This window comes from Aeromonas crassostreae, from assembly GCF_054052445.1.
Genome location: NZ_JBSTYM010000003.1, coordinates 142,714 through 167,504, shown reverse-complemented (window position 1 = coordinate 167,504; position 24,791 = coordinate 142,714). Strand labels below are relative to the sequence as shown.

At 64.0% G+C, this 24,791-nt stretch carries 22 protein-coding genes; 13 read left to right on the top strand and 9 right to left on the bottom strand.

Annotation, left to right across the window (positions count from 1 at the left end):
* Positions 1–98 precede the first annotated feature (98 nt).
* From ACW5W4_RS03755 to ACW5W4_RS03740, 4 genes are all read left to right on the top strand, one after another.
* Complete coding sequence (locus ACW5W4_RS03755; RefSeq protein ID WP_456688466.1) at positions 99–659, top strand: hypothetical protein; 561 nt, start codon at positions 99–101, stop codon at positions 657–659.
* Between the two features lie 200 nt (positions 660–859).
* Entirely contained in the window at positions 860–2,122 is a 1,263-nt protein-coding gene (locus ACW5W4_RS03750; protein WP_456688522.1) for a hypothetical protein, read from the top strand.
* Between the two features lie 86 nt (positions 2,123–2,208).
* On the top strand, positions 2,209–3,867 hold the full coding sequence (locus tag ACW5W4_RS03745; protein ID WP_456688465.1) for a hypothetical protein: 1,659 nt from the start codon (positions 2,209–2,211) through the stop codon (positions 3,865–3,867).
* 73 nt (positions 3,868–3,940) lie between these two features.
* Positions 3,941–5,134 (top strand): Bcr/CflA family multidrug efflux MFS transporter, encoded by a 1,194-nt coding sequence (locus ACW5W4_RS03740; RefSeq protein WP_456688464.1) that lies wholly within the window; start codon positions 3,941–3,943, stop codon positions 5,132–5,134.
* Between the two features lie 67 nt (positions 5,135–5,201).
* Here the strand turns inward: ACW5W4_RS03740 and ACW5W4_RS03735 are convergent, their stop codons facing one another.
* From ACW5W4_RS03735 to ACW5W4_RS03725, 3 genes are all read right to left on the bottom strand, one after another.
* Positions 5,202–5,768 carry a pyridoxamine 5'-phosphate oxidase family protein gene (locus tag ACW5W4_RS03735; protein WP_456688463.1) on the bottom strand — a complete coding sequence of 189 codons (567 nt, stop codon included), beginning with the start codon at positions 5,766–5,768 and terminating at the stop codon, positions 5,202–5,204.
* A gap of 29 nt (positions 5,769–5,797) precedes the next feature.
* Positions 5,798–7,228, bottom strand: a complete 1,431-nt coding sequence (gene nhaD, locus ACW5W4_RS03730) for a sodium:proton antiporter NhaD (RefSeq protein ID WP_456688462.1) — start codon at positions 7,226–7,228, stop codon at positions 5,798–5,800.
* A 156-nt stretch (positions 7,229–7,384) separates the two neighbouring features.
* Entirely contained in the window at positions 7,385–7,852 is a 468-nt protein-coding gene (locus ACW5W4_RS03725; RefSeq protein WP_456688461.1) for a DUF4357 domain-containing protein, read from the bottom strand.
* A 193-nt stretch (positions 7,853–8,045) separates the two neighbouring features.
* Here ACW5W4_RS03725 and ACW5W4_RS03720 point away from each other — a divergent pair, with 193 nt between their 5' ends.
* The 5 genes from ACW5W4_RS03720 (at position 8,046) to ACW5W4_RS03700 (ending at position 13,827) form a co-directional block, all read left to right on the top strand.
* Positions 8,046–8,726, top strand: a complete 681-nt coding sequence (locus ACW5W4_RS03720; RefSeq protein ID WP_456688460.1) for an ABC transporter ATP-binding protein — start codon at positions 8,046–8,048, stop codon at positions 8,724–8,726.
* Positions 8,727–8,747: 21 nt separating this feature from the next.
* A complete protein-coding gene (locus ACW5W4_RS03715) occupies positions 8,748–11,162 on the top strand; it encodes an FtsX-like permease family protein (protein WP_456688459.1) in 2,415 nt (804 codons plus the stop codon).
* Positions 11,159–12,235, top strand: coding sequence for a lipocalin-like domain-containing protein (locus tag ACW5W4_RS03710; protein WP_456688458.1), 1,077 nt, complete (start codon positions 11,159–11,161; stop codon positions 12,233–12,235). The genes ACW5W4_RS03715 and ACW5W4_RS03710 overlap by 4 nt, the downstream gene beginning before the upstream one ends.
* A 395-nt stretch (positions 12,236–12,630) precedes the next feature.
* Positions 12,631–13,101, top strand: a complete 471-nt coding sequence (locus ACW5W4_RS03705) for a hypothetical protein (RefSeq protein WP_456688457.1) — start codon at positions 12,631–12,633, stop codon at positions 13,099–13,101.
* A gap of 384 nt (positions 13,102–13,485) precedes the next feature.
* Positions 13,486–13,827 carry a hypothetical protein gene (locus ACW5W4_RS03700; RefSeq protein ID WP_456688456.1) on the top strand — a complete coding sequence of 114 codons (342 nt, stop codon included), beginning with the start codon at positions 13,486–13,488 and terminating at the stop codon, positions 13,825–13,827.
* A 129-nt stretch (positions 13,828–13,956) separates the two neighbouring features.
* Here ACW5W4_RS03700 and ACW5W4_RS03695 read toward each other — a convergent pair whose 3' ends face one another.
* The 5 genes from ACW5W4_RS03695 to ACW5W4_RS03675 are packed head-to-tail and all read right to left on the bottom strand — an operon-like array spanning position 13,957 to position 21,346.
* The gene (locus ACW5W4_RS03695; protein ID WP_456688455.1) at positions 13,957–16,764 is read right to left on the bottom strand and encodes an FAD-binding and (Fe-S)-binding domain-containing protein; all 2,808 of its coding nucleotides are present in this window, start codon (positions 16,762–16,764) and stop codon (positions 13,957–13,959) included.
* The gene (locus ACW5W4_RS03690) at positions 16,764–17,414 is read right to left on the bottom strand and encodes a LutC/YkgG family protein (protein ID WP_456688454.1); all 651 of its coding nucleotides are present in this window, start codon (positions 17,412–17,414) and stop codon (positions 16,764–16,766) included. Before ACW5W4_RS03690 ends, ACW5W4_RS03695 begins: the two co-directional genes overlap by 1 nt.
* A 1-nt stretch (position 17,415) precedes the next feature.
* A complete protein-coding gene (locus ACW5W4_RS03685) occupies positions 17,416–18,852 on the bottom strand; it encodes a LutB/LldF family L-lactate oxidation iron-sulfur protein (RefSeq protein WP_456688453.1) in 1,437 nt (478 codons plus the stop codon).
* The gene (locus ACW5W4_RS03680) at positions 18,845–19,636 is read right to left on the bottom strand and encodes a (Fe-S)-binding protein (protein WP_456688521.1); all 792 of its coding nucleotides are present in this window, start codon (positions 19,634–19,636) and stop codon (positions 18,845–18,847) included. The genes ACW5W4_RS03685 and ACW5W4_RS03680 overlap by 8 nt, the downstream gene beginning before the upstream one ends.
* 12 nt (positions 19,637–19,648) lie before the next feature.
* Complete coding sequence (locus ACW5W4_RS03675) at positions 19,649–21,346, bottom strand: L-lactate permease (protein WP_456688452.1); 1,698 nt, start codon at positions 21,344–21,346, stop codon at positions 19,649–19,651.
* Positions 21,347–21,409: 63 nt separating this feature from the next.
* Between ACW5W4_RS03675 and ACW5W4_RS03670 the strand changes: the two genes are divergently transcribed.
* On the top strand, positions 21,410–22,387 hold the full coding sequence (locus ACW5W4_RS03670; RefSeq protein WP_427263128.1) for a LysR family transcriptional regulator: 978 nt from the start codon (positions 21,410–21,412) through the stop codon (positions 22,385–22,387).
* 30 nt (positions 22,388–22,417) lie between these two features.
* On the opposite strand, the gene ACW5W4_RS03665 is transcribed toward ACW5W4_RS03670, so the two are convergent.
* A complete protein-coding gene (locus tag ACW5W4_RS03665) occupies positions 22,418–23,212 on the bottom strand; it encodes an alpha/beta fold hydrolase (protein ID WP_456688451.1) in 795 nt (264 codons plus the stop codon).
* 108 nt (positions 23,213–23,320) lie between these two features.
* On the opposite strand from ACW5W4_RS03665, the gene ACW5W4_RS03660 reads away from it, so the two are divergent.
* From ACW5W4_RS03660 to ACW5W4_RS03650, 3 genes are read left to right on the top strand one after another with little or no spacing between them, the layout of a single operon-like run.
* Positions 23,321–23,677 carry an MmcQ/YjbR family DNA-binding protein gene (locus ACW5W4_RS03660; protein WP_456688450.1) on the top strand — a complete coding sequence of 119 codons (357 nt, stop codon included), beginning with the start codon at positions 23,321–23,323 and terminating at the stop codon, positions 23,675–23,677.
* Positions 23,674–24,189 carry a GNAT family N-acetyltransferase gene (locus ACW5W4_RS03655; RefSeq protein ID WP_456688449.1) on the top strand — a complete coding sequence of 172 codons (516 nt, stop codon included), beginning with the start codon at positions 23,674–23,676 and terminating at the stop codon, positions 24,187–24,189. The genes ACW5W4_RS03660 and ACW5W4_RS03655 overlap by 4 nt, the downstream gene beginning before the upstream one ends.
* A 35-nt stretch (positions 24,190–24,224) precedes the next feature.
* Positions 24,225–24,560: a DUF3802 family protein gene (locus ACW5W4_RS03650; RefSeq protein WP_408796768.1), complete on the top strand. Its 336-nt coding sequence runs from the start codon at positions 24,225–24,227 to the stop codon at positions 24,558–24,560.
* Positions 24,561–24,791 lie beyond the last annotated feature (231 nt).

Genomic DNA, 24,791 nt, shown 5'->3' with positions numbered 1-24,791 from the left:
TTCAACCATCGCAACGAAAATACCGTGATCGAGACCCAGAGCGTGGCCTGAGTGCCGCGCCATTGGCATAACCTCTTGGCATAAATAAGGAGAACAGGATGACCATACGCCCGGGTTTACTCGCCCTCACCCTGCTGCTGACCCTGAGCGGCCAGGCGCAGGCTTACTCCTACGCCGCAGCCGGCAAGGAGCCGCTGATCGATGCCCGCGAGGCGCTGCTGGGCGCCGCCACTGACGGCAAGGATGCCAGCGCCACCTTGAGCGACATTGCCGAGGAGCTGACCTATCTGGAACAGCACCACAAGGTGACACTGCAAGCGCCGCTGGCGGCCGCCATCCAGGCCAAAGATACCGCCGCGACCAAAGCCCTGCTCAACCGCGCCTACAAGGCGGAGATCGAGCGCCGCCTCGAAGGGGCCAGCCAGAATCTTGGCGACTACCAGACCGCCAAGGTGCTGGTGGTCAAGAGCAAGCGCTTCCTCGACTTGATCCTCCCCTCCCTCGGTGAAGGGGATCGCAAGGTGGCCGAACAGACGCTGGCCAAGGTGCTGGACGCCATCGGCAACCCGGGGGTATTCGGGGTGGGCGCCAAGCCCGCCGATGCCACCGCCTTTAGCGATGCCGAAAAAGCGCTGATGGCCGTGCTGGCACCGCTTTGATGACCACCAGCCAATCATTGCGCCATCTCGCTGTGACAAAAGATGGGTTTCGCTTCGCGCTACTCACCCTACCCACTGCCTGCCGATAGATGCACCCGGATGCCGGTTCGTCCCCTTCTCCCCTTGCGGGAGAAGGGATGGGGATGAGGGGGAAGGCAAGGTCCCGACGTTGGGCTTCCCCCTGCACAACCGCCATTTGGCTGCTTGCCCTGCTGCAACTGGCCTGGGTCGGCTGGTTGCTGGCCTTTCCGGTGGCGCTGGATTCTGACGATGCCCTGAACTTCGCCCACGGGGTGGTGCGCTTCAGCGTGCTGGAGTTCTCCCCCCACTTTCCGGGTTATCCCGCCTTTATCTGGCTGGCGCGGCTCATCAACCTGGCGGTGGACGATCCAGCCCGCGCGGTGCAGTGGGCAAGCCTGTTGGGGAGCAGCTTGCTGGCGCCGCTCGCCGCCTGGCTGGCGGTAAGGCTGTGGCAGCGACCAAGCCTGCTGACGCCAGTCTGGCTGCTGGTGCTGGCCCTGCCGCTTACCCCGACCCTGGCGCTCTCCGGCCTCTCGGACGGGTCGGCTCTGGCCGCCTGGCTGGGGGCCCTGCTGGCCTTGCAGCATCGAAAGATAGCGCTGGCAGGTCTCTTGCTGGGCCTGATGCTGGCCCTTCGCCCCTCCTACTTAGTGCTGACCCTGCTGCCCCTTTGGTTGGGGATGGCGCAAAAGGGAACGCGCTTCCGATTTGTGCTCCCCATCACCCTGGTGGGGCTCGCCAGTCTGTTCTTTGTCTGGCAAGCCGATGGCTGGGCCTATTTTGCCGAGGGGCGGCGCTTTACCGACGGCCACTTCACCCTCTGGGGCAACACGGCGGCGGCCCACGGGGATCGGCTGCTGAGCTGGGCGAATACCTTCAATGATCAACTGACCCCGCTCTGGCCCTTGCCGATGGGGGCCTTGCTCCTGCTGCCGCTCTGGCCAAGATCAAAAGACCAAGCAGCCGCCCTCTCCCCGCTCTGGTTCCTCTACTGGCTCGCCCTGCTGCTCTGGACCCTGCTTGGCCAGAACCCGGACAACCCCCGCCATCTGGCCCCCATCACCCTGCTCGGCCTGGTGCAGCTGGCGGGCAGGCTGCCGCTATGGGGCGAGCGACCTGCCATGGTGGGGGCCCTGTTGCTGCTGCTGAGCACTCTCACCCCACCTGCCGCGCCCGCCATGGTGCAGGCCGCCCGACTGGCCGAACGGGCCTGCCCGGCCCTGGTGACCCAGTGGGGGGTACGGCTGCTTAGGGAAACCACTGCATTGCCGGTGACCGATGGCTGGTATCGGGGGGATGCCGCCCTTGCACTTACCCAGGGAGCCTGCCGCCTCAGCCGCCGTCCGATAGCGCAGAGCGAGATGCCGCTCCCCCACCAGACGCACTGGTTTGCCCCCCGCTTTCACGCCGAACCCGGCCTCTGGCTCGCCCTGCCCCGCTAGGAGGCGCAAGACCCGAGTCCGCCCCCTCATGGCGTCAGCTGACTCGGCTACACTCACTGCCCATGGGCCTGGCAGGGAGAGAAGGAATGAAGGGAGGCAAGGAGTGGGCGCTGGTGCCCCTGGTGCTGGCGCTGGCCAGCGCCCTGCTGGTGCTGCCGCTCTGGCTGCAGGGGGGCACTCAGGGGCACGATCTGTTTCATCATCTCCTCTCCGGCCACTATTTTGGCCGTCAGCTCTGGCAGGGGGAGCTCTATCCCCGCTGGCTGATGGCCATGAACGGCGGTTTTGGCAGCCCCACCTTCTTCTTCTATCCCCCGCTTCCCTACTATGTCAGCGCCCTCTTTGCCGGCCCGGAGGCCCCGGCCCGCCACGCCATCTATCCCCTGCTCGGCAGCGCCACCCTGGCCCTGCTGCTCTCGGGCCTGTTCGCCTATCTGTGGCTGCGCAGGACAAGCGGGCCTGGGCGGGCCCTGGCCGCCAGCCTGCTCTATCTGGCGCTGCCCTATCATGTCGCCATGGATCTCTATGCCCGCTTCGCCCTGGCGGAGTTCTGGGCCTTCGTCTGGGCCCCCCTCATCCTGCTGGGGCAGGATCTCATGGCGCGTCAGTCCCCCAGGGGACGGGCCCTGCTGGCCCTGGCCGTGGCGCTGCTGGCCTTCTCCCACCTGCCCAGCCTGCTGCTGATGCTGGCCCTGGTCATGGTGCGAGCCCTCTGGTTCGCCTGGCAGGCGCGCGCCCTTCACCCCCTCTGGCATACCCTGGCCCCCCTGCTGCTGGGGCTGGCCATGGCCGCCATCCTGCTGCTGCCCGCCCTGGCGGATCAGGGGGCCATCACCATGGAGCAGATGCGCGGCGGCATGTTCGACTTTCGCCGCAACTTCCTCGACCGCCTGCCCCAGGGGCTGGATGACTGGCGCTTTCGCGGTCACCTGGGCTGGTTCACCCTGCTGACCCTGGCCCTGCTGCTGGTGGCCTGGGGAGGGGCCAGAGGCCATTGCCAACCGGAGATCACCTGCTGGGGCGCCATTGGCCTGGGCGCCTGCCTGATGATGCTGTCCCCAAGCCAACCCCTCTGGATCCTGCTGCCCCCCCTGCAACTGGTGCAATTTCCCTGGCGGCTCAACCTCATCCTGCTCCTGGCGACCGTGGCCCTGGTGGCGCAGGTGCCCCCCGCCCCTGGGCCCTGGCGCTGGCTCTGGTGGGGGCTGCTCGCCCTGATCCTGGCCTCTTCCCTCGCCTATGTGCGCCACGCCCCCCTCACCCAGGCGCCGGATCTGCGCCAGGTCGATGCCCTGTTCGCCGGCAAGCGCAGCGCCCGGGAGTACCGTCCCCAGCAGACGCCCAAAGGCGCCTTCAGCCCGAGCCAGCTCGCCTGGCAGGGGGCGTTTCAAGCCCCGATCACCACGGAGCAGCCCGGGGTGAGCTGGACCCTGGTGCGCTGGCAACCCAGGCAACTGGCCCTGGTGGTGACGGCGCCCCAGCCCGCCAAGCTCATCTTGCACCAATATGACTACCCCGGTTGGCAGGCCAGCCTGGACGGCGCCCTGCCCCTGACGGTGAGCGCCAACGACCATGGTCTGCTGCAACTCTGGGTGCCTGCCGGCCAACACAGCCTGACCCTGACCCTGGCGGCGCGCTGGCCCGAGCGGGTCGGTACTGCTCTCTCCCTGCTGGCCTGGATCGGCTGGCTCTGGCGCTGGCGGCGGGATGACGGCCCCCGCACTGGCCATTCGGCGCCCGGATAGACCTGCCCGGCCCCGTCAAAGCTGGTAGACTGACGCCCTTGCCACTCTCGGCCCCATGAAGATTGGACACCCTATGCCTCAAACGCCTCTCTCGCCGCGCTTTCTGTTTATCCTGCTCGGCGCCCTCGCCGGCCTCACCCCGCTGGCGGTGGACATGTACCTGCCCGCCATTCCCGCCATAGCACGGGATCTGGCCACCAGCATCGACGGCGCCCAGCTCACCATCAGCGCCTTCCTCGGCGGTTTTGCCCTCGGCCAGCTCTTCTACGGGCCGCTCGCCGACAGCTTTGGCAGAAAACCGGTGATCCTGGCGGGCCTGACGATGTTCGCCGTGGCCTCGGTGGGCTGCGCCATGGCGGACTCCCTGCCGGAGCTGCTGGCCTGGCGCATGTTGCAGGCCGCAGGGGGCGCGGCGGGCTCCGTGGTGGTCAACGCCCTGCTGCGCGACCTGTTCGAGAAGGATGCGTTTTCCCGGGCCATGTCCTTCGTCATCCTGGTGATGACCCTGGCCCCCCTGGTGGCCCCCGTGGTGGGAGGTTACATCAGCGCCCATGCCGACTGGCGGGTGATCTTCTGGCTCTTGGTGGGGATCAGCCTGCTCATCTGCCTGGTGATGCAGTGGAAAATTCAGGAGACCCTCAAGCCCGAACTGCGCCAGCCCCTGCGCCTGGGCCAGATACTGCGCAACTACTGGGGGGTGCTCTCCCACCGCGGCGCCATGGGCTATGTGCTGTGCGGATCCCTGTCGAGCTCGGGCATGTTCGCCTTCCTGAGCGCCTCCCCCTATGTCTACATCGAGTATTTCCAGGTGCCGACCGAGCACTACGGCTGGCTGTTTGGCCTCAACATCCTGCTGATGATGGTGGTGACCTTCGTCAACAGCCGCCTGGTGAAGGGGGTGGGTGCCGAACGCATGCTGCGATACGGCCTGACTGTGCTGCCCCTGGCGGGCCTGCTGCTTATCTACAACGCCTGGAGCCAGACCGGGGGCCTGTGGGGCATCGTCATCCCGGTCGTGCTCTTCGTCGGCCACATCAGCCTGGTGGGGGCCAACGCCATGACGGGGCTGCTCGGCCACTTCCCCCAGGCGGCGGGCACCGCCTCGGCGCTCGCGGGCACCCTGCGCTTTGGCCTCGGCGCCCTGGTAGGGGTGCTGGTCAACCTCAATCCCCCCGAATCGCCCCTGCCCATGGCCCTCGCCATCGCAGGTTGCGGCCTGGGCTCGACCCTCTGCTACTGGCTGCTCACCGGCAAGCGCGCCGCCTGATCCCCGTGCCCATCAAAGAGAAAGCCCTGTCCATGGACAGGGCTTTTTGCATCGAGGCGCAGGCACCTCAGTCATCGGCCTGCAACCCGCTGCGCGCCAGGATCTCGCTCTCCAGCCCATCCAGGCTCAGCTGATTCTTCTTGCGCCAATAGGCCTCTATGCCCTCCTTGCCCTGGTGCGCCGACCAGTTGGCGAGATCCTCCCTGTCCCCCTGGTAGTCATAGAGAGGCACCGACATGCCGCAGGAGGTCTGCACCCGATCAATGTCGAGCAGGAAGACTTGCCGGGCCGCGACGCTGGCCGGGAAGCGCACCAGGGCCGACTCCCACTCCGTATCGCCCCGGTGCAGCACCCTGGCCCGGCCATAGGCGCGCAGAATAAGGGGCGCCCCCTCGAAGGCGCAGAACATCACCGTCATGCGCGGGTGTTGCAGCACATGGGCGGCGGATTCGTTGCCGCTGCCGGTCAGGTTGAGCCAGGCCAGGGTATTGGGGCCCAGGATCCGCAGGGAATCCCCGCCCTTGGGGGAGAGATTGACGGTGCCCTCCCTCGCCGCCGTGCCGACAAAATAGATCTTCTGCGCCTCGATGAAGGCCACATGGCGCGGTGAGAGCGCCTCGAACAGTTGTCCCATCTATCCTTCCTTTGCCATCACCATGGTGTTCAGAACAGGGCGGTATTGAGCCACAAATGCGCCCCTATGCTGACCACATAGCCCAGCAGAATGGCGGGCAACCACTTGAGGTGGCCGAAGAAGGTATACATGCCGTGGGCCTGCCCCATCAGGGCCACCCCGGCGGCGGAGCCGATGGAGAGCAGGCTGCCCCCCACCCCGGCGGTCAGGGTCACCAGCAGCCACTGGCCCAGGGCCATGTCCGGGTTCATCGACAGCACGGCGAACATCACAGGGATGTTGTCAACCACGGCGGAGAGCACGCCGATGGCGACGTTGGCCAGGGTCGGATCGCCGCCGTCATAGAGGAAGTGGGACGCCAGCTCCAGATAGCCCATGAAGCCCAGACCGCCGACGCACATCACCACCCCATAGAAGAAGAGCAGGGTGTCCCACTCCGCCTTGGCCACCTTGTTGAACACATCGAACGGCACTATGGAGCCCATGCGCTGCAGGTGGGCATGGTCGCCGTTGCGCTCGTAGAGGGCGCGCTTGCGGGCCAGGGATCGTGGCAGTGTCTTGCGCAGGTAGAAGCCGAAAAATTGCAGGTAACCCAGCCCCATCATCATGCCGAGCACGGGGGGCAGGTGCAGGAAGTTGTGGCAGGCCACCGCGGTCCCTATGGTGAGGATGAAGAGCAGCACTATGGTGCGGGCCCCGCGCTTGAGCTCCACCACCTCGTTCAGGGCATTGGGGGCGCGGCGCGGCACCATCAGGCTCATCAGGGTGGCGGGCACTAGGAAATTGAGCAGGGAGGGGATGAAGAGCACCAGGAACTGGCCAAACTGCACCTTGCCCGCCTGCCACACCATCAGGGTGGTGATGTCGCCGAAGGGGCTGAAGGCGCCGCCGGCGTTGGCCGCCACCACTATGTTGATGCAGGCGAGGTTGACGAAGCGGCGATCCCCGTTGGCCACCTTGAGCACCACGGCGCACATCAGCAGCGCCGTGGTGAGGTTGTCCGCCACCGGGGAGATGAAGAAGGCCAGCAGCCCGGTGAGCCAGAACAAGGTGCGCAGGCCAAAGCCCGATCGCACCAGCCAGGCCCGCAGGGCATCGAACAGCAGCCTGTCCTCCATGGCGTTGATATAGGTCATGGCCACCAGCAGGAACAGCATCAACTCGGCGTATTCCAGCAGGTTGTGGCGAAAGGCGTCATGGGCCAGGTCGCTGAGTCCCTGCTCGGCATAGACGATGCCAATCAGTATCCATATGATGCCTGCCGCGATCAGCACGGGCTTGGATTTGCGCAGTTGCAGATACTCTTCGGCCATGACCAGGGCATAGGCAAAGACGAAGATGCCAAGGGCAAACCAGCCGACCCCGGCACTCGTCAGGGGGATGCTGCCGCTACTGGCGAAGCTGGTGGAGGAGAAGAGGGTGAGCCCAAGCAGGGCGACAAGGCGTAAGGTTCCAGACATACATGCTCTTCCTTTGAGAAGCGTCTGGCATCGATGCTAGCAGCTGATACAAAAATAAATTGTATCTATATCAACCTTTTCGGCATTTCTTGCCAGAAAATAGGTCCGGGCTTTCGCCCGGCACACAGCACGCCCCCGACGGGGCGGGGAACCGGGCTATTTCTTGCCAAACCCGGACTGCTTGAGGGTGTGGCCCGCCTTGTTATGCCAGGCGTCGAGGCCGCTGCGGTTGTTGCCCGCCACCAGGCTGGCGGCCAGGCTCGGGCTGTTGAACAACTGATCGGCGCTGAACACGAAGCCCCCCTCGGCGCGGGGAGTGAGCACCCCCTTGGCCAGCAGATCCTGGCGCAGCTCGATCACCGCCTCACGCAGGGAGGCCGCGTCCTCGCCGTTGGCGGTGGATCCCGCCAGCACCATGAAGCCGGGGTTTTGCCGCTTGCCCACCGGATAGCCATGGGCCTCTGCCCCCTTGCCGCCGAAGTGATAGAGCTCCCGCTCCCCCGGCTTGGTGTCTGCCAGGGCCTTTTGCAGGGTCATCAGCTCGTTGTAGATATCGATTGGCACCACGGCCGCCTGCTTGTTTCCCTTGCCATCGACGATGAAATTGACCTGCTTGTGTAACATCCTTGCCATCCTCTGTGCCACGATGCCCTATTCTACCCAGCTCTGACGAGCGGGATCCAGACAGGATCCTGCCCCGTTTTGCAGCCGTGATCACTAACTGGCCAGTTTGATCAACGACGAGGGGTGTTGATCATTTCTGGCCGTGATAGCGTAAACCACCGGGCAATATCATTGACCATCAAACGGTTACCTCATGTTGAACCTGCGCAACCTCAGTAAACGCTTCGCCAACGGCGGCGAGACGCTCCCCCTGTTTGAGGGGCTGGATCTCACCCTCAACGCCGGCGAAACCTGCCTGCTGCTGGGGCAAAGCGGCTGTGGCAAGTCCACCCTGCTCAGCCTCATCGCCGGCCTCATCGCCCCGGACGAGGGGGAGATCTGGCTCGGCGAGACCCGCCTCGACACCCTGCCGGCCGACGAGCGGGCCCGGCTGCGCGGGCGCCATTTCGGCATCGTCTATCAGGATTTCAACCTGCTGCCGACCCTGACGGTGGCCGAGAACCTCGCCCTGCCCCTTCAGATAAACGACCTGCCCCAGGACGATGAGCGCCTCGATGCCCTGCTCGCGCGCCTAGGCATGAGCCACAAGCGCCACGCCTGGCCGGAGCAGCTCTCCGGCGGCCAGCGCCAGCGGGTGGCCCTGGCCCGCGCCCTCATTCATCAGCCCCGTTGGCTGCTCGCCGACGAGCCCACCGGGAGCCTCGATGAACACAACGCCGAGCAGGTGATGGCCCTGATGATGAGCGCGGTGCGGGATACCGGCGCCGGTCTCTTGCTGGTGAGCCACAACCCGGGCTATGGCGACCTGGCGGATCGGGTGCTGCGCCTGGAAGGGGGGCAGCTGGTCGAGATCAAGGGGCGCCGCCATGGCTGACGCCCGCCACGGAGGCCACTGATGCTGCCGCTCAAGGCGCTGCTGCGCCTCTATCGCGCCCACCCCTGGCTGCTGTTGATGAGCCTGGCCGGGCTCACCCTCGGGGTCACCCTGGTGGTGGCCATCGAGCTCTTGAACCACAGCGCCCGCACCAACTTCGTCGCCGCCCGCAGCCAGCTCGCCGGGGAGGCCAACTACCGGCTGGCCCCCCGGGGCGGCCTGGATGAACAGCTCTACGTGAGGCTGGTGCGAAGCCAGCCGGACCTCAACGCCATGCCAGAGCTGCACGCCTGGCTCAAGGACGAGCAGGGGCGCAGCTTCCAGCTCTTGGGGATGGATCTGTTCAACCCCGGCCCCCTGCGCCAGCTGTTTGACGCCACTCGGGAGAGCGAGCCCGATTTCTCCCTCAGTCGCGCCGACAGCGTCTGGCTGGCTGCCCCCGAGGCCAGGCGCCTTGACTGGCAACCGGGCCAGTCGCGAACCTTTGTGCTGGGGGATGAGGGGCAGCGTCCCCTGACCCTCACCCTGGACGGCACCTTCGAGCCCGGCGCCGTGCCCATGGAGCGGCTGCTGGTGACCGACATCGGCCTCGCCCAGCCCCTGCTGGGCAAGGCCGGCAGGCTGGATCGCATCGTCTTCAAGGCAAGCGATACGCAGGCGCAGACGCTGCAAGCCGCTCTGCGGGCAGACTTCCCCGATCAGCCCCTGTGGCTTGAGCCCATCAGCCCGGCCCTCGATGCCAGCCAGCTCGGGGATGCCCTGGCGCTGAACCTCACGGCGCTTTCCCTGCTCGCCATGGCGGTGGGATTGTTTTTGGTGTTCAACGCCCAGCGCTTCGTGCAGAGCGTACGCCGCCCCCTGCTCGCCCAGCTCATCATCCTCGGCATGGCGCCGCGCCGGGTGCTTCACTGGCTCATCGTGGAGCTCGCTCTCCTCGCCACCCTTGGCACCCTGCTCGGGCTGCTGCTGGGGAGCCTCTTGGCCCTCGCTCTCATGGGGCAGCTCACCCAGGCGCTGGCCGATCTCTATGGCCCCAACCCCATCGACCTGCTGCGCCTCTCCCCCGCGAGCATTGGCAAGGCGCTGGTGCTCGGCCTGGCTGGGACGCTGGCCGCCAACCTGCCCGGCTGGTGGCAACTGCTGCGCCAATCCCCCCTTGAGCTGCGAGAGGGCAACAGCCGCCCATCGGCTCACCCCTGGCAACGCCGGGGTCTGGCCATCGCCATCCTGCTGCTGTGCGCCTTGAGTCTGCGGCGGTCAGAAACGGGCCTGGGCGGCGCCCTCTTCATGGCAGGCGGCTGGCTGCTCGCCATGGCCCTCATCCTGCCCGACGCCCTTCGCTCCTTGCTGGGGCGGCTGCGCGCACGCGGCCCCCTCACCGCCCGGCTCGGGGTGGCCGAAACCCTCTATCACCTCGATCGCACCGCCATCGCGGTGATGGCGCTGCAACTGGCCATTGCGGCTGCCATCGGCATCGGGGTCATGGTGTCGAGCTTTCGCTCAAGCGTGGAGATCTGGCTCGGCCAGCGTCTGGCTGCCGATCTCTATGTCACCGCCCCCAAGGGGGTGGCAGGCAGTCGCGGCGCCCTGGGCGAGCAGACCCTGACCGCCATCCTCGCCGCGCCAGAGGTAAGCGCCGCCTCGCGCCGCGCCGTGCTCCCGGCCCGCTGGCAGGGGCAGCCCATCGAGTGGGCGCAGATGGACTTTATCCCCGAGCTCAAAGCCGCCTATCCCCTGCTGGCCGGGCGCTGGCCCGCTACCTCTGACGAGGTGCTGGCGAGCGAACCGCTCACGGTGCGCCTCGGGGTCAGGGTGGGCCAAACCCTCGAGGTAACAAGCGAGGGGGGGCCAAGGCGGCTTACCGTCACCGGCGTCTATCAGGATTACGGCAGCGACAAGGGGCAGATACTGCACGCCTTCGAAGGGGGCAAGGTGCAATCCCTCGCCCTCTTCAGCACGGATCCCGAGAGCCTTGGCGACAGGCTCAGGAGCCAGTTTGGCGAGCAGGTGAACCTCTTGCCCGCCCCCGCCATCCACGCCGCGGCGCTTAAGGTGTTCGACCAGACCTTTGTAGTGACCGAGCTATTGAAACTGCTGATCCTCGGCATCGCCTTCGTCGGCATCGGCTCGGCCTTTATGGTGCTGGGGCTGGCCCGGCGCGGCGAGTTGCAGACCCTGCAAAGCTTAGGCGTTGGCCCGCGCCACTGCCGCCGCCTGCTGGTGTGGCAAGGGGCGGGATTGGGGCTGCTCACCGCGCTGTTGGCCCTGCCGGTGGGCTATGGCCTCGCCTGGGTGCTGATCGAGGTGGTCAACCCCCGCGCCTTTGGTTGGCGTCTGGCCTTCGAGGCCGCCCCCCTGCACGCCGTCACGGCGCTTCTGCTGGCGCCGGTCTGTGGCGCGCTCGCCTCCTGGTACGCCGCAAGGAGAGTGGTATGAAAACCATCATCTGGCCGCTGGCACTCATCTTCACCCTGTATGGCGCCGGGATCCGTGCCAACGATCTGAGCAGCATCCTTGGCGGCGACAGCGAGCACTTCAAGAAGGCCCTGCCGGGCCAGTCCATCAACCTGCCAGCGGATCACGGCGCCCATCCCGACTACCGCTCCGAGTGGTGGTATCTCACCGGCAACCTCAAAGACGAACAGGGGCGCGGCTACGGCATGCAGTGGACCCTGTTCAGGCAAGGCATCGAGCAGGAGATCACCTCGGAGAACCCCTGGCTTGTGCCCCAGCTCTGGCTGGCCCAGTTCGCCATCACTGACTTGAGCAAGGGCAGCCACCAGCAGGATGAGCGCACCAGCCGCCAGGGGCCTGGGCTGGCCGGTGCCAGCGGCGGCGAGTATTGGCTCAAAGAGTGGGTGCTGACCTCTCAAGGGGAATCGCTTTTTCCTGCCACCCTCAAGGTGCAGAGCAAGGCGGGGGATCTTGATGTGAAGGTGAGCGCCGCCAAGCCTGCTGTGCTGCAAGGCAAACAGGGTTACAGCGAGAAGAGCCCGGGCAACGCCTCCTTCTACTACTCCTACCCCCGCCTGACCATCAGTGGCACCATGACCCTGGATGGGGAGACCCGCACCGTCAGCGGTGAGGGCTGGTTTGATCACGAGTGGAGCAGCTCGGTATTGGCCGAGTGGCAATCGGGCTGGGACTGGTTTTCGCTGCAATTTGAAGATGGCCGCGAGTTGATGCTGTTTCGCCTGCGCACCAAATCGGGACGCGCCCATTCCGAAAACAAGCCGGAGAACCGCTACGGCATCCTGATTGAACGGGACGGCAGCAGCCGGGTGCTGGATCCTGAGCAGATCCGCCTCACCCCCGGCAAGACCTGGCGCGGCCCCAAGGGGCAAGCCTACCCCATCGAGTGGCAGCTTAAGGCCGCTGATTTGAATCTCGTTATTAAGGCGCGCCAGCCCAATCAGGCCATGACGGGGCGCTTTGACTACTGGGAGGGGGCGGTCTTAGTCTCGGGAGATGCCAACGGCGTTGGCTATCTGGAGATGACCGGTTACTGAGCTGGCGACTTTGCCGGATAACCCGCAACCAACAGGCAATGCCATAACAAGGGCATCGCCAAGAGTCTGATCCCCGTCAAAAAATCATTCAAAAGACGAGTCTTAAATAACCTTTTACTCACTTGAGTTGGTCGGCGTTTGATACCCTACTCATCCGGACCTCAGAGCCCCAAAGGCAGCCAGGGAGTGGTGATGGTTCAGCCCTATTCAATCAGGTTAAAAGCAGCATACAGGGAGCTGTAACCCTTCGCGGTAGCCATCTTCTAATAAGCGAGATAAGGAATGAATATAAGTGAGGTCCGTAGCTAGATAATGAGGGAAATCTCTATATCTCCACCGCATGGAATACATGGGGACGTAACATACAAAACACCAAATGGCATTGTTGAATATATATGAAACCACACCCTAAAAGATTATTGACAAGATACATCCCCCTTACGAAATTGCTCTCAGTTCTTGAGCATGGGTTGTTCATACCAAAAGCGACATTATTTGAAGATGAATTGGAAGGGATTTTGTATTATTTTAATGAAAAATCAAATAATAACCATGTTATATCGAGAGAATCCATTCGCGCTTGTATGGATTGGATATATATAAGTTGCTGGCATTTAGAAGATCACGAACGCCATGCAATGTGGAAAATTTATGGCTCATCTTCTGAATCTGTTGCAATACAAACAACCGAAATTGATTTTAAATGCGCCTATTTTTCATCAAAAATTAATATGCATTCGTATTTTGATGATGTGAGATATAAAAACCCAACAATAAGCAACATTAATACACCAGGCCCAGTCAATCTATGGAACGAAATAACCCCTCAAACACATGAGACCACAGCGACGTATGCAGCACTTTAATCATTCATGAAACATGCTGGTTTTTCTTTCGAAAAAGAAGCCCGGCTAATTGCTATAGACCCTAACGCAAATTCAAAAACCAAGAATACTCGAACTGGAATTTGCATTTCAAATATTGAAAGTCAAAAAATGATCAAAAAAGTATTGATAAATCCTTACGCACCTAAATGGTTCGAGGATTTAGTCATTGAGATTATCTCCAATAGATATAACTTACAAATCCCAGTATATAGATCAGCACTAGCAGAAGGTTAATGCTTTATCTTTACATCATATATATAAACGGTTCTCATTAAGATAACCTGTAACGCAGCTATTGAATGGCGCTCTGAAATACTCAAGATTAAACACATACAAAAACAAACTATATAGGTGACTAAGATAATGGCTCAATATGATATTGCAATAATTGCAGGCATCGTTGCGCTGATTACATCAGCAGTAACGTCATTTATCGGACCATGGTTGCTAGAAAGACGCCGTGCATTATTTGAGGAGAGCGCGTATTGGGGCCCGAGCAAAGATATCCTCCGAGAAATGTTGGATAATGCGGCCCAGGGGCAGGGGCGTAGCTTAGAAACTCTTCAAAGAGTAACTGGTTTATCAGAAGATACGCTGTGTCGTTTGTTAATTGGCATAAAAGCCCGGGGCTTTACTCGTACAGATGGGACAGTTGCTTGGATATACAAAAAAGACAGACCATTAAAAAAACAAGAAAATATATAGTGACATAAATATATCCCCCACCTTCTGGGTAGGCGGCTGTAGTCTGGAGATCAACATTGTTATGACGACTTGACACACCTGTCCTATAGTAAATACCCCCCGACAGAATTTATTCTGCCGGGGTTTTCTTTATTTCGCCGCCTGTTCGACCAGATAGAGGATGCTGTGATAGGGAATGCCGGCATGCTGGCTAAGCCCCATTTCGCAGGTGCGGCTGTTGCTGAAACCCTGGCGGCAATCCCTGGGCACCTGGGCGGGCAGGCTGGCAAGCGCCGCGGCGTTGAGCTCCGGGGTCATCAACCCCTTGTCGCCGGCAAAGCCGCAGCACTGGATATGCTCAGGGACGATCACCTCGCGGGCGCAGGCGCGGGCCAGCGCCTGCATCTTATCGCCAAGCCCCATGCGCCGGGTGCTGCAGGTGATATGGAGCATCACGGTCTCATCGATGGGGGTCAGCTCAAGGTGGGGCAGCAGGTGTTCCAGCACAAAGGCGGAAGGTTCAAACACCCGAAGGCCCTTGCCAAGCGCCCCCGACAGCAGTCGCTGCACGCAGGGGCTGGTGTCGAGCAGCACGGGCCAACGCCCCTGCTCGCTTGCCTGCCACAGGGCCTCGGCCAGATCAGTACGCTTGGCCTGTGCCACCTCGCTCATCCCCTTGCTGTCATAGGGCATGCCGCAGCAGAGCCCCTCAACCCCCGTCGGCACTATGACCCGGCAACCCGCTTTATTGAGGAGGGATTGCACCACGTCCGGCAGTGACGGGGCCTCCTCCTGCTGGCCAAATACCCGGCTGGCGCACGACGGCAGGTAGACCACGGCACGATCCTCTCCAATGTCCTCACTGGATCCGCCATGGCTCCCCTCCCCTTGCGGCCACCGGTAGCGGCTCGGCCCCGGCAGGGTGGGCAGCCAAGCGGGTGTGCGCTGGCCGCTCAGATGGCGAACCCCGTTCACCAGCCCTGCCAGCGCCTTGTCTCCCAGCACCTTGCCGGCAATGGCTTTTAGGCCCAGCGCCCCGCGCGCCGTGCGGGTGACCCCGGCGAAGTGATCGGCGCTCCAGCGGGCGATGGGCACGAAGCGGCTGTACTTGTCAGTGCGCAGCTTCTTGATCAGGCTGCCGGTGTTGATGCCCACCGGGCAGCGATCGGCGCACAGCCCCGTCGCGGCGCAGGTCTCAATCCCTTGATAGTCAAACAGCCGGGCCAGCTCGTGGGAGGGCTCATTGGCGCGGCCTCGGCGCGACAGCTCCCGATAGAGCACGATGCGCTGGCGCGGTGAGAGCGACAGGGTGCGCGATGGGCAGACTGCCTCGCAAAAGCCACACTCGATGCACGGGTCGACGATGGCATCGCTCGCCGGCATGGGTTTGAGGTGGGCCAGGTGGGCCTTGGGGTCGTCGTTGATGATGACGCCGGGATTGAGCAGGCCGTCCGGGTCCAGCAGCGTCTTGATGCGGCGCATCAGCGCCATCCCCTCCGGCCCCCATTCCAGCTCCACATAGGGGGCCATGTTGCGGCCGGTGCCGTGCTCGGCTTTCAGCGACCCGCCAAAGCGCACGGCGACCAGTTCGGCCACCGCATCCATAAAGGCGCCGTAGCGGGCCACCTGCGCCGGATCATCGAACCCCTGGGTAAAGACGAAGTGCAGGTTCCCCTCCAGCGCGTGGCCGAAGATGATGGCTTCACCGTATTCGAAGCGATCGAACAGGGCTTGCAGCCCCGCCACCCCTTCGGCCAGACGCTCGATGGGAAAGGCGACATCCTCGATGATGACGGTGGTGCCGGTGGTGCGCACCGCCCCCACCGCCGGGAAGAGCCCCTTGCGAATGGCCCAGAGCCCGGCGCTGTCGCTGGTAAAGGGCACAGAGGCGACCTGAGCGAACTCGGCGGCCATGGCCGTCACCTGCTCGCAGCGATCGACCAGCTCTTCCTTCGATTCCCCATGCACCTCGACAAGCAAGGCGCAGGCGGTTAAATCCAGCGTCTTGATAAAATCCGGCAGGCCGGGCTTGCCCGCCACCGAGCGAAGGGAGCGCCCATCCATCAGCTCCACCGCCGCCACCGGGGCACTTTTCAGGCGCGAGGTGGCCAGACACGCCTGCTCGGCGTCCCGAAACACCAGCAGGGCCGAGGCCTTGTGGGGGTATTCGGGCACGGTGTCGAGCACCACCTCGGCGATAAAGCCGAGGGTTCCCTCCGAGCCAATCATCAGGTGGGTGAGGATATCGATGGGATCTGCATGGTCGAGCAGGGCATTGATGGCGTAGCCGGTGGTGTTCTTGAGCCGGTACTTGTGGCGAATTTTCGCGGCAAGCTCGGTATTGGCCAGCACCTCGGCGCGCAGGGCGGCGAGCCCGGCCAGCAGCTCTGGGCGCTTGGCCGCAAAGGCGGCGCGGCTGTGGGGATCGCCGCTATCCAGCACGGTGCCATCGGCCAGCAGCAAGGTCATGGCGTGCAAGGTGTGATAGCTGTTGTGGGCGGTGCCGCAGCACATGCCGCTCGCGTTATTGGCGGCGATGCCGCCGAGCTTGCAGGCGTTGATGGAGGCCGGATCCGGCCCAATCTTGCGCCCCAGAGGCGCCAGATAGCGGTTGGCATCGGCGCCGATCACTCCGGGTTGCAGGGCAATGCGGGCCCCCTCGTCCAAAATGCGGTGGCCGCGCCAACTGTCGGTCAGGGTGATGAGCACCGAATCGCTCAGGGCCTGACCCGAGAGGCTGGTGCCAGCGGCGCGAAAGGTGCACGGCAAATTCAATTCGCGGCACACCCCGAGCACGAAGCGCACTTCATCGAGGGAGTCGAGGCGCACGATGCGCTCGGGCACCAAGCGGTAGAAGCTCGCGTCCGTGCCGTGGGCGAGCCGAAGATCCGGGTCAGTCACCAAGCGCTCCGGCGGGATGCGCAAGAGCACGGCGGCGTCAAATTGGCTCCAGCTCATCAGCAATCCTCCACCAGCACCACCAACAGGCGGCTCGGGCCATGGGCGCCGTAGGCCAGGGTCTGCTGGATATCGGCGGTCTTGGAGGGGCCGGAGACCAGCAGCAAATTGGTGGGCATGGCCTGCTGCCAGCGCCCGGCATTCACCAGCCCCGCCAGGTTGTCGGCGATGGTGGAGGCCGCCAGCAGGGCGATATGGCAGGGGGGCACCAAGGAGAGGGTGCGCGGCTCGCCGCCATCCGGCAGCAGCACCAGGGTGCCGGTATCGGCGATGGCCCCCTCGCAGTGGGTGATGCCGGCCTGACAGGCATCAAACAGATCGTCTTTCCAGCTGGCGAACTCCCCCGCCGGAGTCAACACAGAGCGCCCGGCGCAGGCGGCCGCGACCGCCTCCTGCCAGCGTCCCCCCTGACCGCAGGCCAACGTCTGAATCTGTTCCCCATCCAGCCAGGCAGCCAGATCTCGGGCCAGGGTTGCCTCCGTGACGGTGAGGATCTCGGCGTGGCTGGCGCTGATCATGCCAAGAAAGCGCTCGCGCCGCGCGCCGTCGTCTGCCCCACGCCAGGGCTGCCAGCCATGGGGAGCGTGAGATATGGGGGTGGGGGTGGCGGCGCCGCGCAGGCGGCTTAATATGGCCTCTTTGCTGGTCATCTCAGGACTCCTTCTTCTTCTGGCGCAGCAGGGCGTGCAGGCTCTGGGGGGCGGGTTGGGGGGCCTCGCGGTACTGGGTCCAGGGGCCCAGATGTTTAGGCATCAAGCCTCGCAGGCGACCGGCCACATTGGTTGCGGCGTGATAGAGGCGCGGGTGGGTGGCCGCGAAAGCAAAGCCTTGCATGGCGAGGGTCTCGAGCCGGCTCCTGGCCGCCCCTTGCCCCGCCAGCGGCTCGTGGCCGGGCTGTGCGTCATGCTTGGCCTCCCGGCGCAGGCGCTGCAACATATCGGGAATGGGGATGCGCACCGGGCACACCTCGCCGCAGGCGCCGCACAGGCTCGATGCGGTCACCAAGTCCTGGGTACTTTCCAGACCCAATAGATGGGGGGAGATGATTTTGCCGATGGGGCCCGGGTAGATGGTGCCGTAGGCGTGGCCACCGATGCGGGTGTAGACAGGGCAGTGGTTCATGCAGGCGCCGCAGCGGATGCACTGCAAGGTCTTTCGCAGCTCCTCGTCCCGATAAGCCTGGCTGCGGCCGTTGTCGAGCAGCACCAGATGCACCTCGTCCGGGCCATCCAGCTCCCCTGCCCGGCGCGGGCCGCTGATGACGTTGAAATAAGTCGTGATGGCCTGACCGGTGGCCGAGCGGGTCAGGGCGCTGTAAAGGGGCGGCACGTCGGATAAAAACTCCACCACCTTCTCGATGCCGGTGATGGCCACGTGTACTTTCGGCACCGTGGTGCACATGCGCCCGTTGCCCTCGTTCTCGACGAGACACAGGCTGCCGATCTCGGCCACCGCGAAGTTCACGCCCGACAGCCCCATGCCGGCGCGGCGAAACTCTTCACGCAGGGCCCGCCGCCCGGTCTGGATCAGGGCGTCCACGTCCGTGGTGGGGGTGAAACCTTCCAGGTTATGGGCGAAGGTGTCGCTCACCTCCTGCTTGTTCTTGTGGATGGCGGGCATGATGATGTGGGACGGGGTATCGCCATCGAGCTGGACGATAAACTCCCCCATGTCGCTCTCCAGGCAGCGGATGCCGTGGCGCGCCATCTCGTGGTTGAACCCCACCTCCTCGCTCACCATGGACTTGCCCTTGACGATGCTGCTCACCCCGTGCTGCTGGGCGATACCGAGGATGATGGCGTTGGCCTCATCGGGAGTCTGGGCCCAGTGCACCCTGATGCCGTTGCGCTCGCAGTTGGCTTCTAGCTGCTCCAAAAGGTCCGGCAGGCGCGACAGGCAGCGCTGGCGGATCTGCTCGGCGGCATCGCGCACCGATTCTTCTTCGGCGGGGTCGGCAAAGGCATCGCGGCGCTTGGCGCGCAGGTAATCCATGGCGCCGCGAAAATTCTGGCGCAGCACTGGGTCGGCCAGGGCCGCCTCGGCCTGGGGATGGAAGCGGCGCGGCGAATACTTGGCGTGCTCACTCATGATGGGCCCCCTGTTTTTGCGCTGGTAAGCCCTGAGCCACCGGCTCGCTGTGGGCGAGCAGGAAGCTCGCCAGGTGCATGGCGGGCAGTGTCTTGCCCTGATAGGCCAGGGATCCCTTGATGTTGAGCAGGCACCCCCAGTCGGCGCTCACCAAGGTGTCGGCGCCGGTGGCCAGCAGGTGGCGGGTCTTGTCTTCGACCATGGCCTGGCTGATGTGGGGATGGCGCACCGAGAAGGCGCCGCCAAAGCCGCAGCACTCGCTCTCGTAGGCCTGCTCGTGCAGGGTGACGCCATCGAGTTGCCCCAGCAGGGCGCGGGCCCGGCTGTGTACCTGCATCTCGCGCCGGGCCGAGCAGGAGGTGTGCATGACGATGCTCGCCTCCCCCACCCCGTGCCAGCGTACCCGGCAGATCTGGGCCAGGAATTCAGTCAGCTCAAACACCCGCTCGCAAAACGCCGCCACCTCGGGGTTGCCCGGAAAGAGGCGACCATAGTGATGGTGCATCATGCCGCCGCAAGAGCCCGAGAGCACCACCACGGGCCAGGGCTCGGGAAAGAGCGCCATCTGGCTTTGCGCCACCTGGCGCGCCTCCTCCTCATGGCCCGAGGTGTAGGCCGGCTGCCCGCAGCAGGTCTGTTTCTCGACAAAGTGCACCCTTATCCCTTCCCGCTCGATCAGGGCGATGGCATCGAGCCCCGCCACCGGGTCGAACAGGTCCACCAGACAGGTGGCGTAGAGATAGACATCGGCCGGCTTGGCCGGATAGACCCGCATTACCTTCATCACTTGCTCTCCTTACTTCAATTGCAGCAGTGCGTCCGAGATGTGGAAGCTATAGATGATCGCCAGCCCGATGAGGCCGGTGGCCAGCAGGTAGTAGAGGGTGGGTAGCGCCGTCTTGCGCAGCGTCGCCCCCTCACGGCCGAGCAGACCCACGGTGGCCGAGGCCGCCACCACGTTGTGGATGGCGATCATGTTGCCAGCCGCCGCCCCCACCGCCTGCAGGGCCAGCATGGCGGCGGTGGAGACCCCCAGGGTCTGCGCCACCTCGAACTGGAACTGGCTGAACATCATGTTCGACACCGTGTTCGAGCCGGCGATAAAGGCCCCCAGTGCGCCTATAGTGGCGCTCAGCGCCGGGAAGAACTCCCCGACCAGCCCGGCGGCGAAATTGGCGGTGGTCACCGGCATGCTGGCGAGATCCGCCCCGTTGACGCCGGAGTTGATGAAGATGCGCACCATGGGCACGGTGAAAATCAGCACGAAACCGGCGCCGATCAGGGTGCGGCCGGACTCGCCCATGGCCTTGCCAAAGGGGGCGAGGGAGCGGGACTGGATCAGGGTCGCCACCAGGGCGCACAGCACCAAGAGGCCCCCCGGCAGATAGAGCGGTTCAATGGAGGCGCTCACCCCCTTCTCCCCCAGCAGATCGGCAAACGGCAGGCTGACCGACAGGAGGCTCGCCTTGAACTCCGGGCTCACCCGGCTCGCCACCAGCAAGAGGGCCAGCGCCACATAGGGCAGCCAGGCCAGCATGAGCGACATGGGGCGGCCAGCGGCCTCCTTGAGATCCAGCTTGATGGAGCCCAGCCACTCGGCCGGCCACTCTTTCTCGGGGGCGAAATCCCACTGAGTCTTGGGCACCAAAAAGCCGTGGTGCGCCGCGGTCACCACCAGGGCCAGCCCCACCAGACCGCCGATGAGGGACGGGAACTCGGGGCCGAGCAGCATGCCGGTCAGGGCATAAGGCACGGTGAAGGCGAGCCCGGCAAAAATTGCGAACGGCAATATGGCGAGCCCCTCGGTCCAGCTGCGGTGGCGGCCGAAGAAGCGGGTCAGCATCATCACCATGAGCACCGGCATCAGGGTGCCGACGGTGGCGTGAATGAGGGCCACGTTGGTGGTGATCTGCTGCAGATAGATGTCCCAGCTGCTGCCGCCTGCGCTTAACGTCTGGCCAATGGCCTGGCTGTCGAGCCCCTTGTTGATGCCCACGAGGATGGGGGTGCCCACCGCGCCGAAGGAGACCGGGGTGGACTGGATCATCATGCCGAGCAGCACGGCGGCGAGCGCCGGGAAGCCGATGGCCACCAGCAAGGGGGCGGCGATGGCGGCCGGGGTACCAAAACCAGAGGCCCCTTCGATAAAGGCGCCAAAGCACCAGGCGATGATGATGGCCTGGATGCGCCGATCCGGTGAGATGTTGGTAAAGCCGCCGCGAATAGCGGTGATGGCACCGGTGTGTTTGAGGGTGTTGAGCATCAGGATGGCGCCGAACACTATCCAGAGCACGGTCACCGTGATCACCAATCCTTGCAGGGTGGAGGCGAAGACCCGGGTCGGGCTCATCTGCCAGCCCCACAGGGCGATGAAGACGGTCAACAGAAAGGCGATGGGCATGGCGCGCTTGGCGGGCCAGTTGAGGCCGACCAGCAGCACGGCGGCCACCAGGATCGGCGAGAAGGCCACCAGGGCCAGCAGGGTGTCTGTCATCATAACGTCCTTGTCCAGAGGGGGCACCGCGGGGGCACCTTGTTGTTGTTTTGTTAAGCGAACGTGACCTTACCCTGTTCCTTTTTCGCGATATATGGAAATAATGAACAACATTCATTCCAAAAGTTGATCAATATGGCCAGCACCGACGACCTCATCCTCTTCGCCCAGGTGGTGGAGGCAGGCTCCTTCAGCAAGGTGGCGGAACAAAATTCCCTGACAAATTCAGTGGTTAGCAAACGGATCGGGCGTCTTGAGGAAGAACTCGGGGTGCAGCTGCTCTATCGCACCACCCGTCGCCTCACCCTGAGCGAGGCGGGCAAGGCCCTCTATCAGGGTGCCAAAAATGTGAAGGCCGCCGCACTGGACGCCTTCGATGCGGTGGCGGGGTTTGGCGAAAAGGTGAGCGGCCACGTGCGCATGTCGGTGCCCACCATCTCGGGGGAACTGTTGCTGGCCGACGCCGTGGCCGATTTTTGCCAGCAGCACCCCGGGCTCACGGTGGAGATGTCGCTGGACAACCGCTTCGTCAATCTGGTGGAAGAGGGGTTCGATCTGGTCATTCGCACCGGCTATCTGGATGATTCCAGCCTGATTGCCCGCCACATCCTCGACTCCCAGTGGGTCATCTGCGCCGCTCCCGGCTACGTGCGCCGCTTCGGGGCGCCGCGCGAGCCCAGGGATCTGCAAGGCCACAACTGCCTGCGCTACGCCTACCAGAGCACGGGGGCGTCCGAGTGGGCCTTCAAGGGGGAACAGGGGGATTATCTGTTGTCGGTGTCGGGCAGCTTCTCAACCGACAACGCCGGGGCCCTGCGCAAGGCGGCGCTGGGGGGGCGCGGCATCGTCTATGTGCCGCGCTGTCTGGTCTATCACGATCTGATGAACGGCGAACTGGTGGACTTGTTTCCCGAGCGAGTGGGCAAGAAACTCGGCATCTACGCCGTCTACCCCTTCACCCGCCAGCCGCCGCGCAAGATACGGCTGCTCATCGAGCATATCCGCCAGCGTTATCTGGAGATTGGCCACTACTTCGTCTGAGGGGCCCGAACACGGGCTGGGGGCTCGCCGCTATCGGCCCGGCAGGGTCACCTGGCGGGAGAGAAACGCCAACGATTGGCGATTGAAGCGCTCCGGCTGCTCCACGTTGCAGACATGGCCGCATTTTTCGATGATCTCGAGCCGGCTGTAAGGATCCCGGGCCACCTGCTCGCGCACCGGGGCGAGGAACATGTGATCCTCCTCCCCCATCACGTAGAGGGTGGGAATGGGCAGGGCGCGCTCCTTGAAATAGCGCATAAGAGGGTTCACCTCGGTGGCGAGACGAAACCAGCGCTTGAACTCCTTCTGGCACAGCTTGCGGGCCTCGCGCACGAAGAGGTTGCGGGACTCCTGATGGTGCTGGCGCGGCATGATGATGAAGGCAAACAGGCGGTAGAGCCACATGTAGGGCAGGATGTGCTGGCCGAGGCGACCCAGCTGCACCAGCACCCGGGAGCGGATGTCGAGGCGCAGGATGGCGCCGCCCAGCACCATGCTCCTGACCCGCTCGGGGCAGAGCTCCGCCAGGTGGCGGATGAGGATGGTGCCAAGGGAGATGCCGACAAAGTGGGCCTGGGGGATGCGCAGGTGATCGAGCAGCTGCAGGATGTCCTCGGTCACGGCGCGAAAGCTGTAGTGGCCCTTGACCACCTGCTGCAACTGGTTGGACTGGCCGTGACCGCGCAGGTCCAGCAGCAGCACGTTGAAGTGCTCCCGGTAGGCCCGCAGCTGCTTGAACCAGATGGAGGAGCTGCCGCCGGCGCCGTGCACGAACACCACCCAATCCCGATCGGGGCCCAGCTCAAAGGTCTTGTGGTACAACATCTCATGGGCTCCCGCTGTGATGGGGGGTATACTCGGCGCGCATATTAACAGATGGCTCACCCGGATGAATATGCTTGCTCGCATGATCGGATCCGCCTGGAGGCTTGCATGACCCTGACACAGTTACGTGAATTTCTGCTCAGCCTGCCGGGCGCCGCCGAGGATACGCCCTTTGGCCCCGAATACCTGGTCTATCGCATCGCCGGCAAGATGTTCGCCCTGCTGAGCTGGCAGGAAGCGCCGATGCGCCTCAACCTCAAGTGCGAGCCCGAACTGGCCCTGCTGCTGCGGGAGATCCACCCCGAGGTCACCCCAGGCTGGCACATGAACAAGCAGCACTGGAACTCCATCGCCTTGACCGACACCCTGACTGACACGCTCTGGCAGGGTTGGGTCATGCACTCCTATGAGCGGGTGGTGGCCGGCCTGCCCAAGGCCAGGCGACCCCAGGCGGTCAAGCCATGAGGGCGCACCCGCCGCTGGCCCCCCGCTGCGTGCCCCTGACCGCAGCGCACATCCCCCGCCTGGCCGAGTTGTTCGAGCGGGCGGTGCGCCAGCTCGGCCCCGCGCACTACAGCCCGGAACAGGTGGAGCAGTGGGCTCGGGGAGCCCATCACCCCGGCTTCGCCGATCAGTTGCAAACCCATTACGGCTGGGTGCTGGCCCAGGGGGATGCGCTGCTGGGCTTCATCACCCTGAGCCCGAGTGGCCATCTGGGGCTGCTCTATGTCGCCCCCGAGTGGGGCAGGCAGGGGCTCGCCAGCCTGCTGATCCGCCGCCTCATCGCCGAGGCCCGCGCCCTGGGCCTGACCTGGATCGATACCGAGGCGAGCCTGCTGAGCTATCCCCTGTTCCTGCGCCACGGTTTCGTCCTGGACGGCCTGGAGCAGGTGAGCCGGGGTGGCGTCGGCTTCACCCGCCATCGCCTGCACCTCTCCCTTGACGACGGCCCTTGCCAAGCTGACGACAACCACTAGAATACGCCCTGATTTTTTCGATGAGGTAGCACCCCATGGTGGTTGAGAGTGACGGCTATATAGCGCTGATTGAGTATTTGGTGGAACGGCTCAGCCTGTTCGAAGGCCATCAATCCGGCCAGGGCGAGCTGACCATAGAGGATCTGGTGAGCAGCCGGGTCGCCAACAGCCTGATGACCCTGTGCGAGCAGAACCCCCAGCTCGATGCCAAGTTGCGCTTCGTGATGATGCAGGAGGCCGACGCCGTGGTCGCCGATCTGGAGGAGGTGCTCTCCGCCGTCTGGCTTCAGGCCCCGACCGAGCAGCAACACGCCTTCCTGAACGAATTCATCGACCTCATCAAGAACCTGTTCGACAGCGCCATCAACTGATCTTCCCCGCTCGGCTCGTCCCTGCCAGCGGCGCCCTCATGGGCGCAACCCGGGCGACGCCGCCCGCCTGCGAGCGGAAATGAGAAGGGCCCCCCCCCCCCGGCCGCGCCCGCCGCCCGCGCGTCTTAAATCCCCCGGCCCCCCGCGGGGGGGGGCCCCCCGCTTGCTATCATGGTTGGGAGGCTCATCATGTGTCTGGCATCGCGGCCATCCTTGGCTGCTAACTAGTTA

What these genes read in the sequence shown, in the direction of transcription:
- ACW5W4_RS03755 (WP_456688466.1), top strand. Translation starts at nt 99, where the DNA reads ATGACCATACGCCCGGGTTTACTCGCCCTCACCCTGCTGCTGACCCTG.
- ACW5W4_RS03745 (WP_456688465.1), top strand. Translation starts at nt 2,209, where the DNA reads ATGAAGGGAGGCAAGGAGTGGGCGCTGGTGCCCCTGGTGCTGGCGCTG.
- ACW5W4_RS03740 (WP_456688464.1), top strand. Translation starts at nt 3,941, where the DNA reads ATGCCTCAAACGCCTCTCTCGCCGCGCTTTCTGTTTATCCTGCTCGGC.
- ACW5W4_RS03735 (WP_456688463.1), bottom strand. Translation starts at nt 5,768, where the DNA reads ATGGGACAACTGTTCGAGGCGCTCTCACCGCGCCATGTGGCCTTCATC.
- nhaD (WP_456688462.1), bottom strand. Translation starts at nt 7,228, where the DNA reads ATGTCTGGAACCTTACGCCTTGTCGCCCTGCTTGGGCTCACCCTCTTC.
- ACW5W4_RS03725 (WP_456688461.1), bottom strand. Translation starts at nt 7,852, where the DNA reads ATGTTACACAAGCAGGTCAATTTCATCGTCGATGGCAAGGGAAACAAG.
- ACW5W4_RS03720 (WP_456688460.1), top strand. Translation starts at nt 8,046, where the DNA reads ATGTTGAACCTGCGCAACCTCAGTAAACGCTTCGCCAACGGCGGCGAG.
- ACW5W4_RS03715 (WP_456688459.1), top strand. Translation starts at nt 8,748, where the DNA reads ATGCTGCCGCTCAAGGCGCTGCTGCGCCTCTATCGCGCCCACCCCTGG.
- ACW5W4_RS03710 (WP_456688458.1), top strand. Translation starts at nt 11,159, where the DNA reads ATGAAAACCATCATCTGGCCGCTGGCACTCATCTTCACCCTGTATGGC.
- ACW5W4_RS03705 (WP_456688457.1), top strand. Translation starts at nt 12,631, where the DNA reads ATGAAACCACACCCTAAAAGATTATTGACAAGATACATCCCCCTTACG.
- ACW5W4_RS03700 (WP_456688456.1), top strand. Translation starts at nt 13,486, where the DNA reads ATGGCTCAATATGATATTGCAATAATTGCAGGCATCGTTGCGCTGATT.
- ACW5W4_RS03695 (WP_456688455.1), bottom strand. Translation starts at nt 16,764, where the DNA reads ATGAGCTGGAGCCAATTTGACGCCGCCGTGCTCTTGCGCATCCCGCCG.
- ACW5W4_RS03690 (WP_456688454.1), bottom strand. Translation starts at nt 17,414, where the DNA reads ATGACCAGCAAAGAGGCCATATTAAGCCGCCTGCGCGGCGCCGCCACC.
- ACW5W4_RS03685 (WP_456688453.1), bottom strand. Translation starts at nt 18,852, where the DNA reads ATGAGTGAGCACGCCAAGTATTCGCCGCGCCGCTTCCATCCCCAGGCC.
- ACW5W4_RS03680 (WP_456688521.1), bottom strand. Translation starts at nt 19,636, where the DNA reads ATGAAGGTAATGCGGGTCTATCCGGCCAAGCCGGCCGATGTCTATCTC.
- ACW5W4_RS03675 (WP_456688452.1), bottom strand. Translation starts at nt 21,346, where the DNA reads ATGACAGACACCCTGCTGGCCCTGGTGGCCTTCTCGCCGATCCTGGTG.
- ACW5W4_RS03665 (WP_456688451.1), bottom strand. Translation starts at nt 23,212, where the DNA reads ATGTTGTACCACAAGACCTTTGAGCTGGGCCCCGATCGGGATTGGGTG.
- ACW5W4_RS03660 (WP_456688450.1), top strand. Translation starts at nt 23,321, where the DNA reads ATGACCCTGACACAGTTACGTGAATTTCTGCTCAGCCTGCCGGGCGCC.
- ACW5W4_RS03655 (WP_456688449.1), top strand. Translation starts at nt 23,674, where the DNA reads ATGAGGGCGCACCCGCCGCTGGCCCCCCGCTGCGTGCCCCTGACCGCA.
- ACW5W4_RS03650 (WP_408796768.1), top strand. Translation starts at nt 24,225, where the DNA reads ATGGTGGTTGAGAGTGACGGCTATATAGCGCTGATTGAGTATTTGGTG.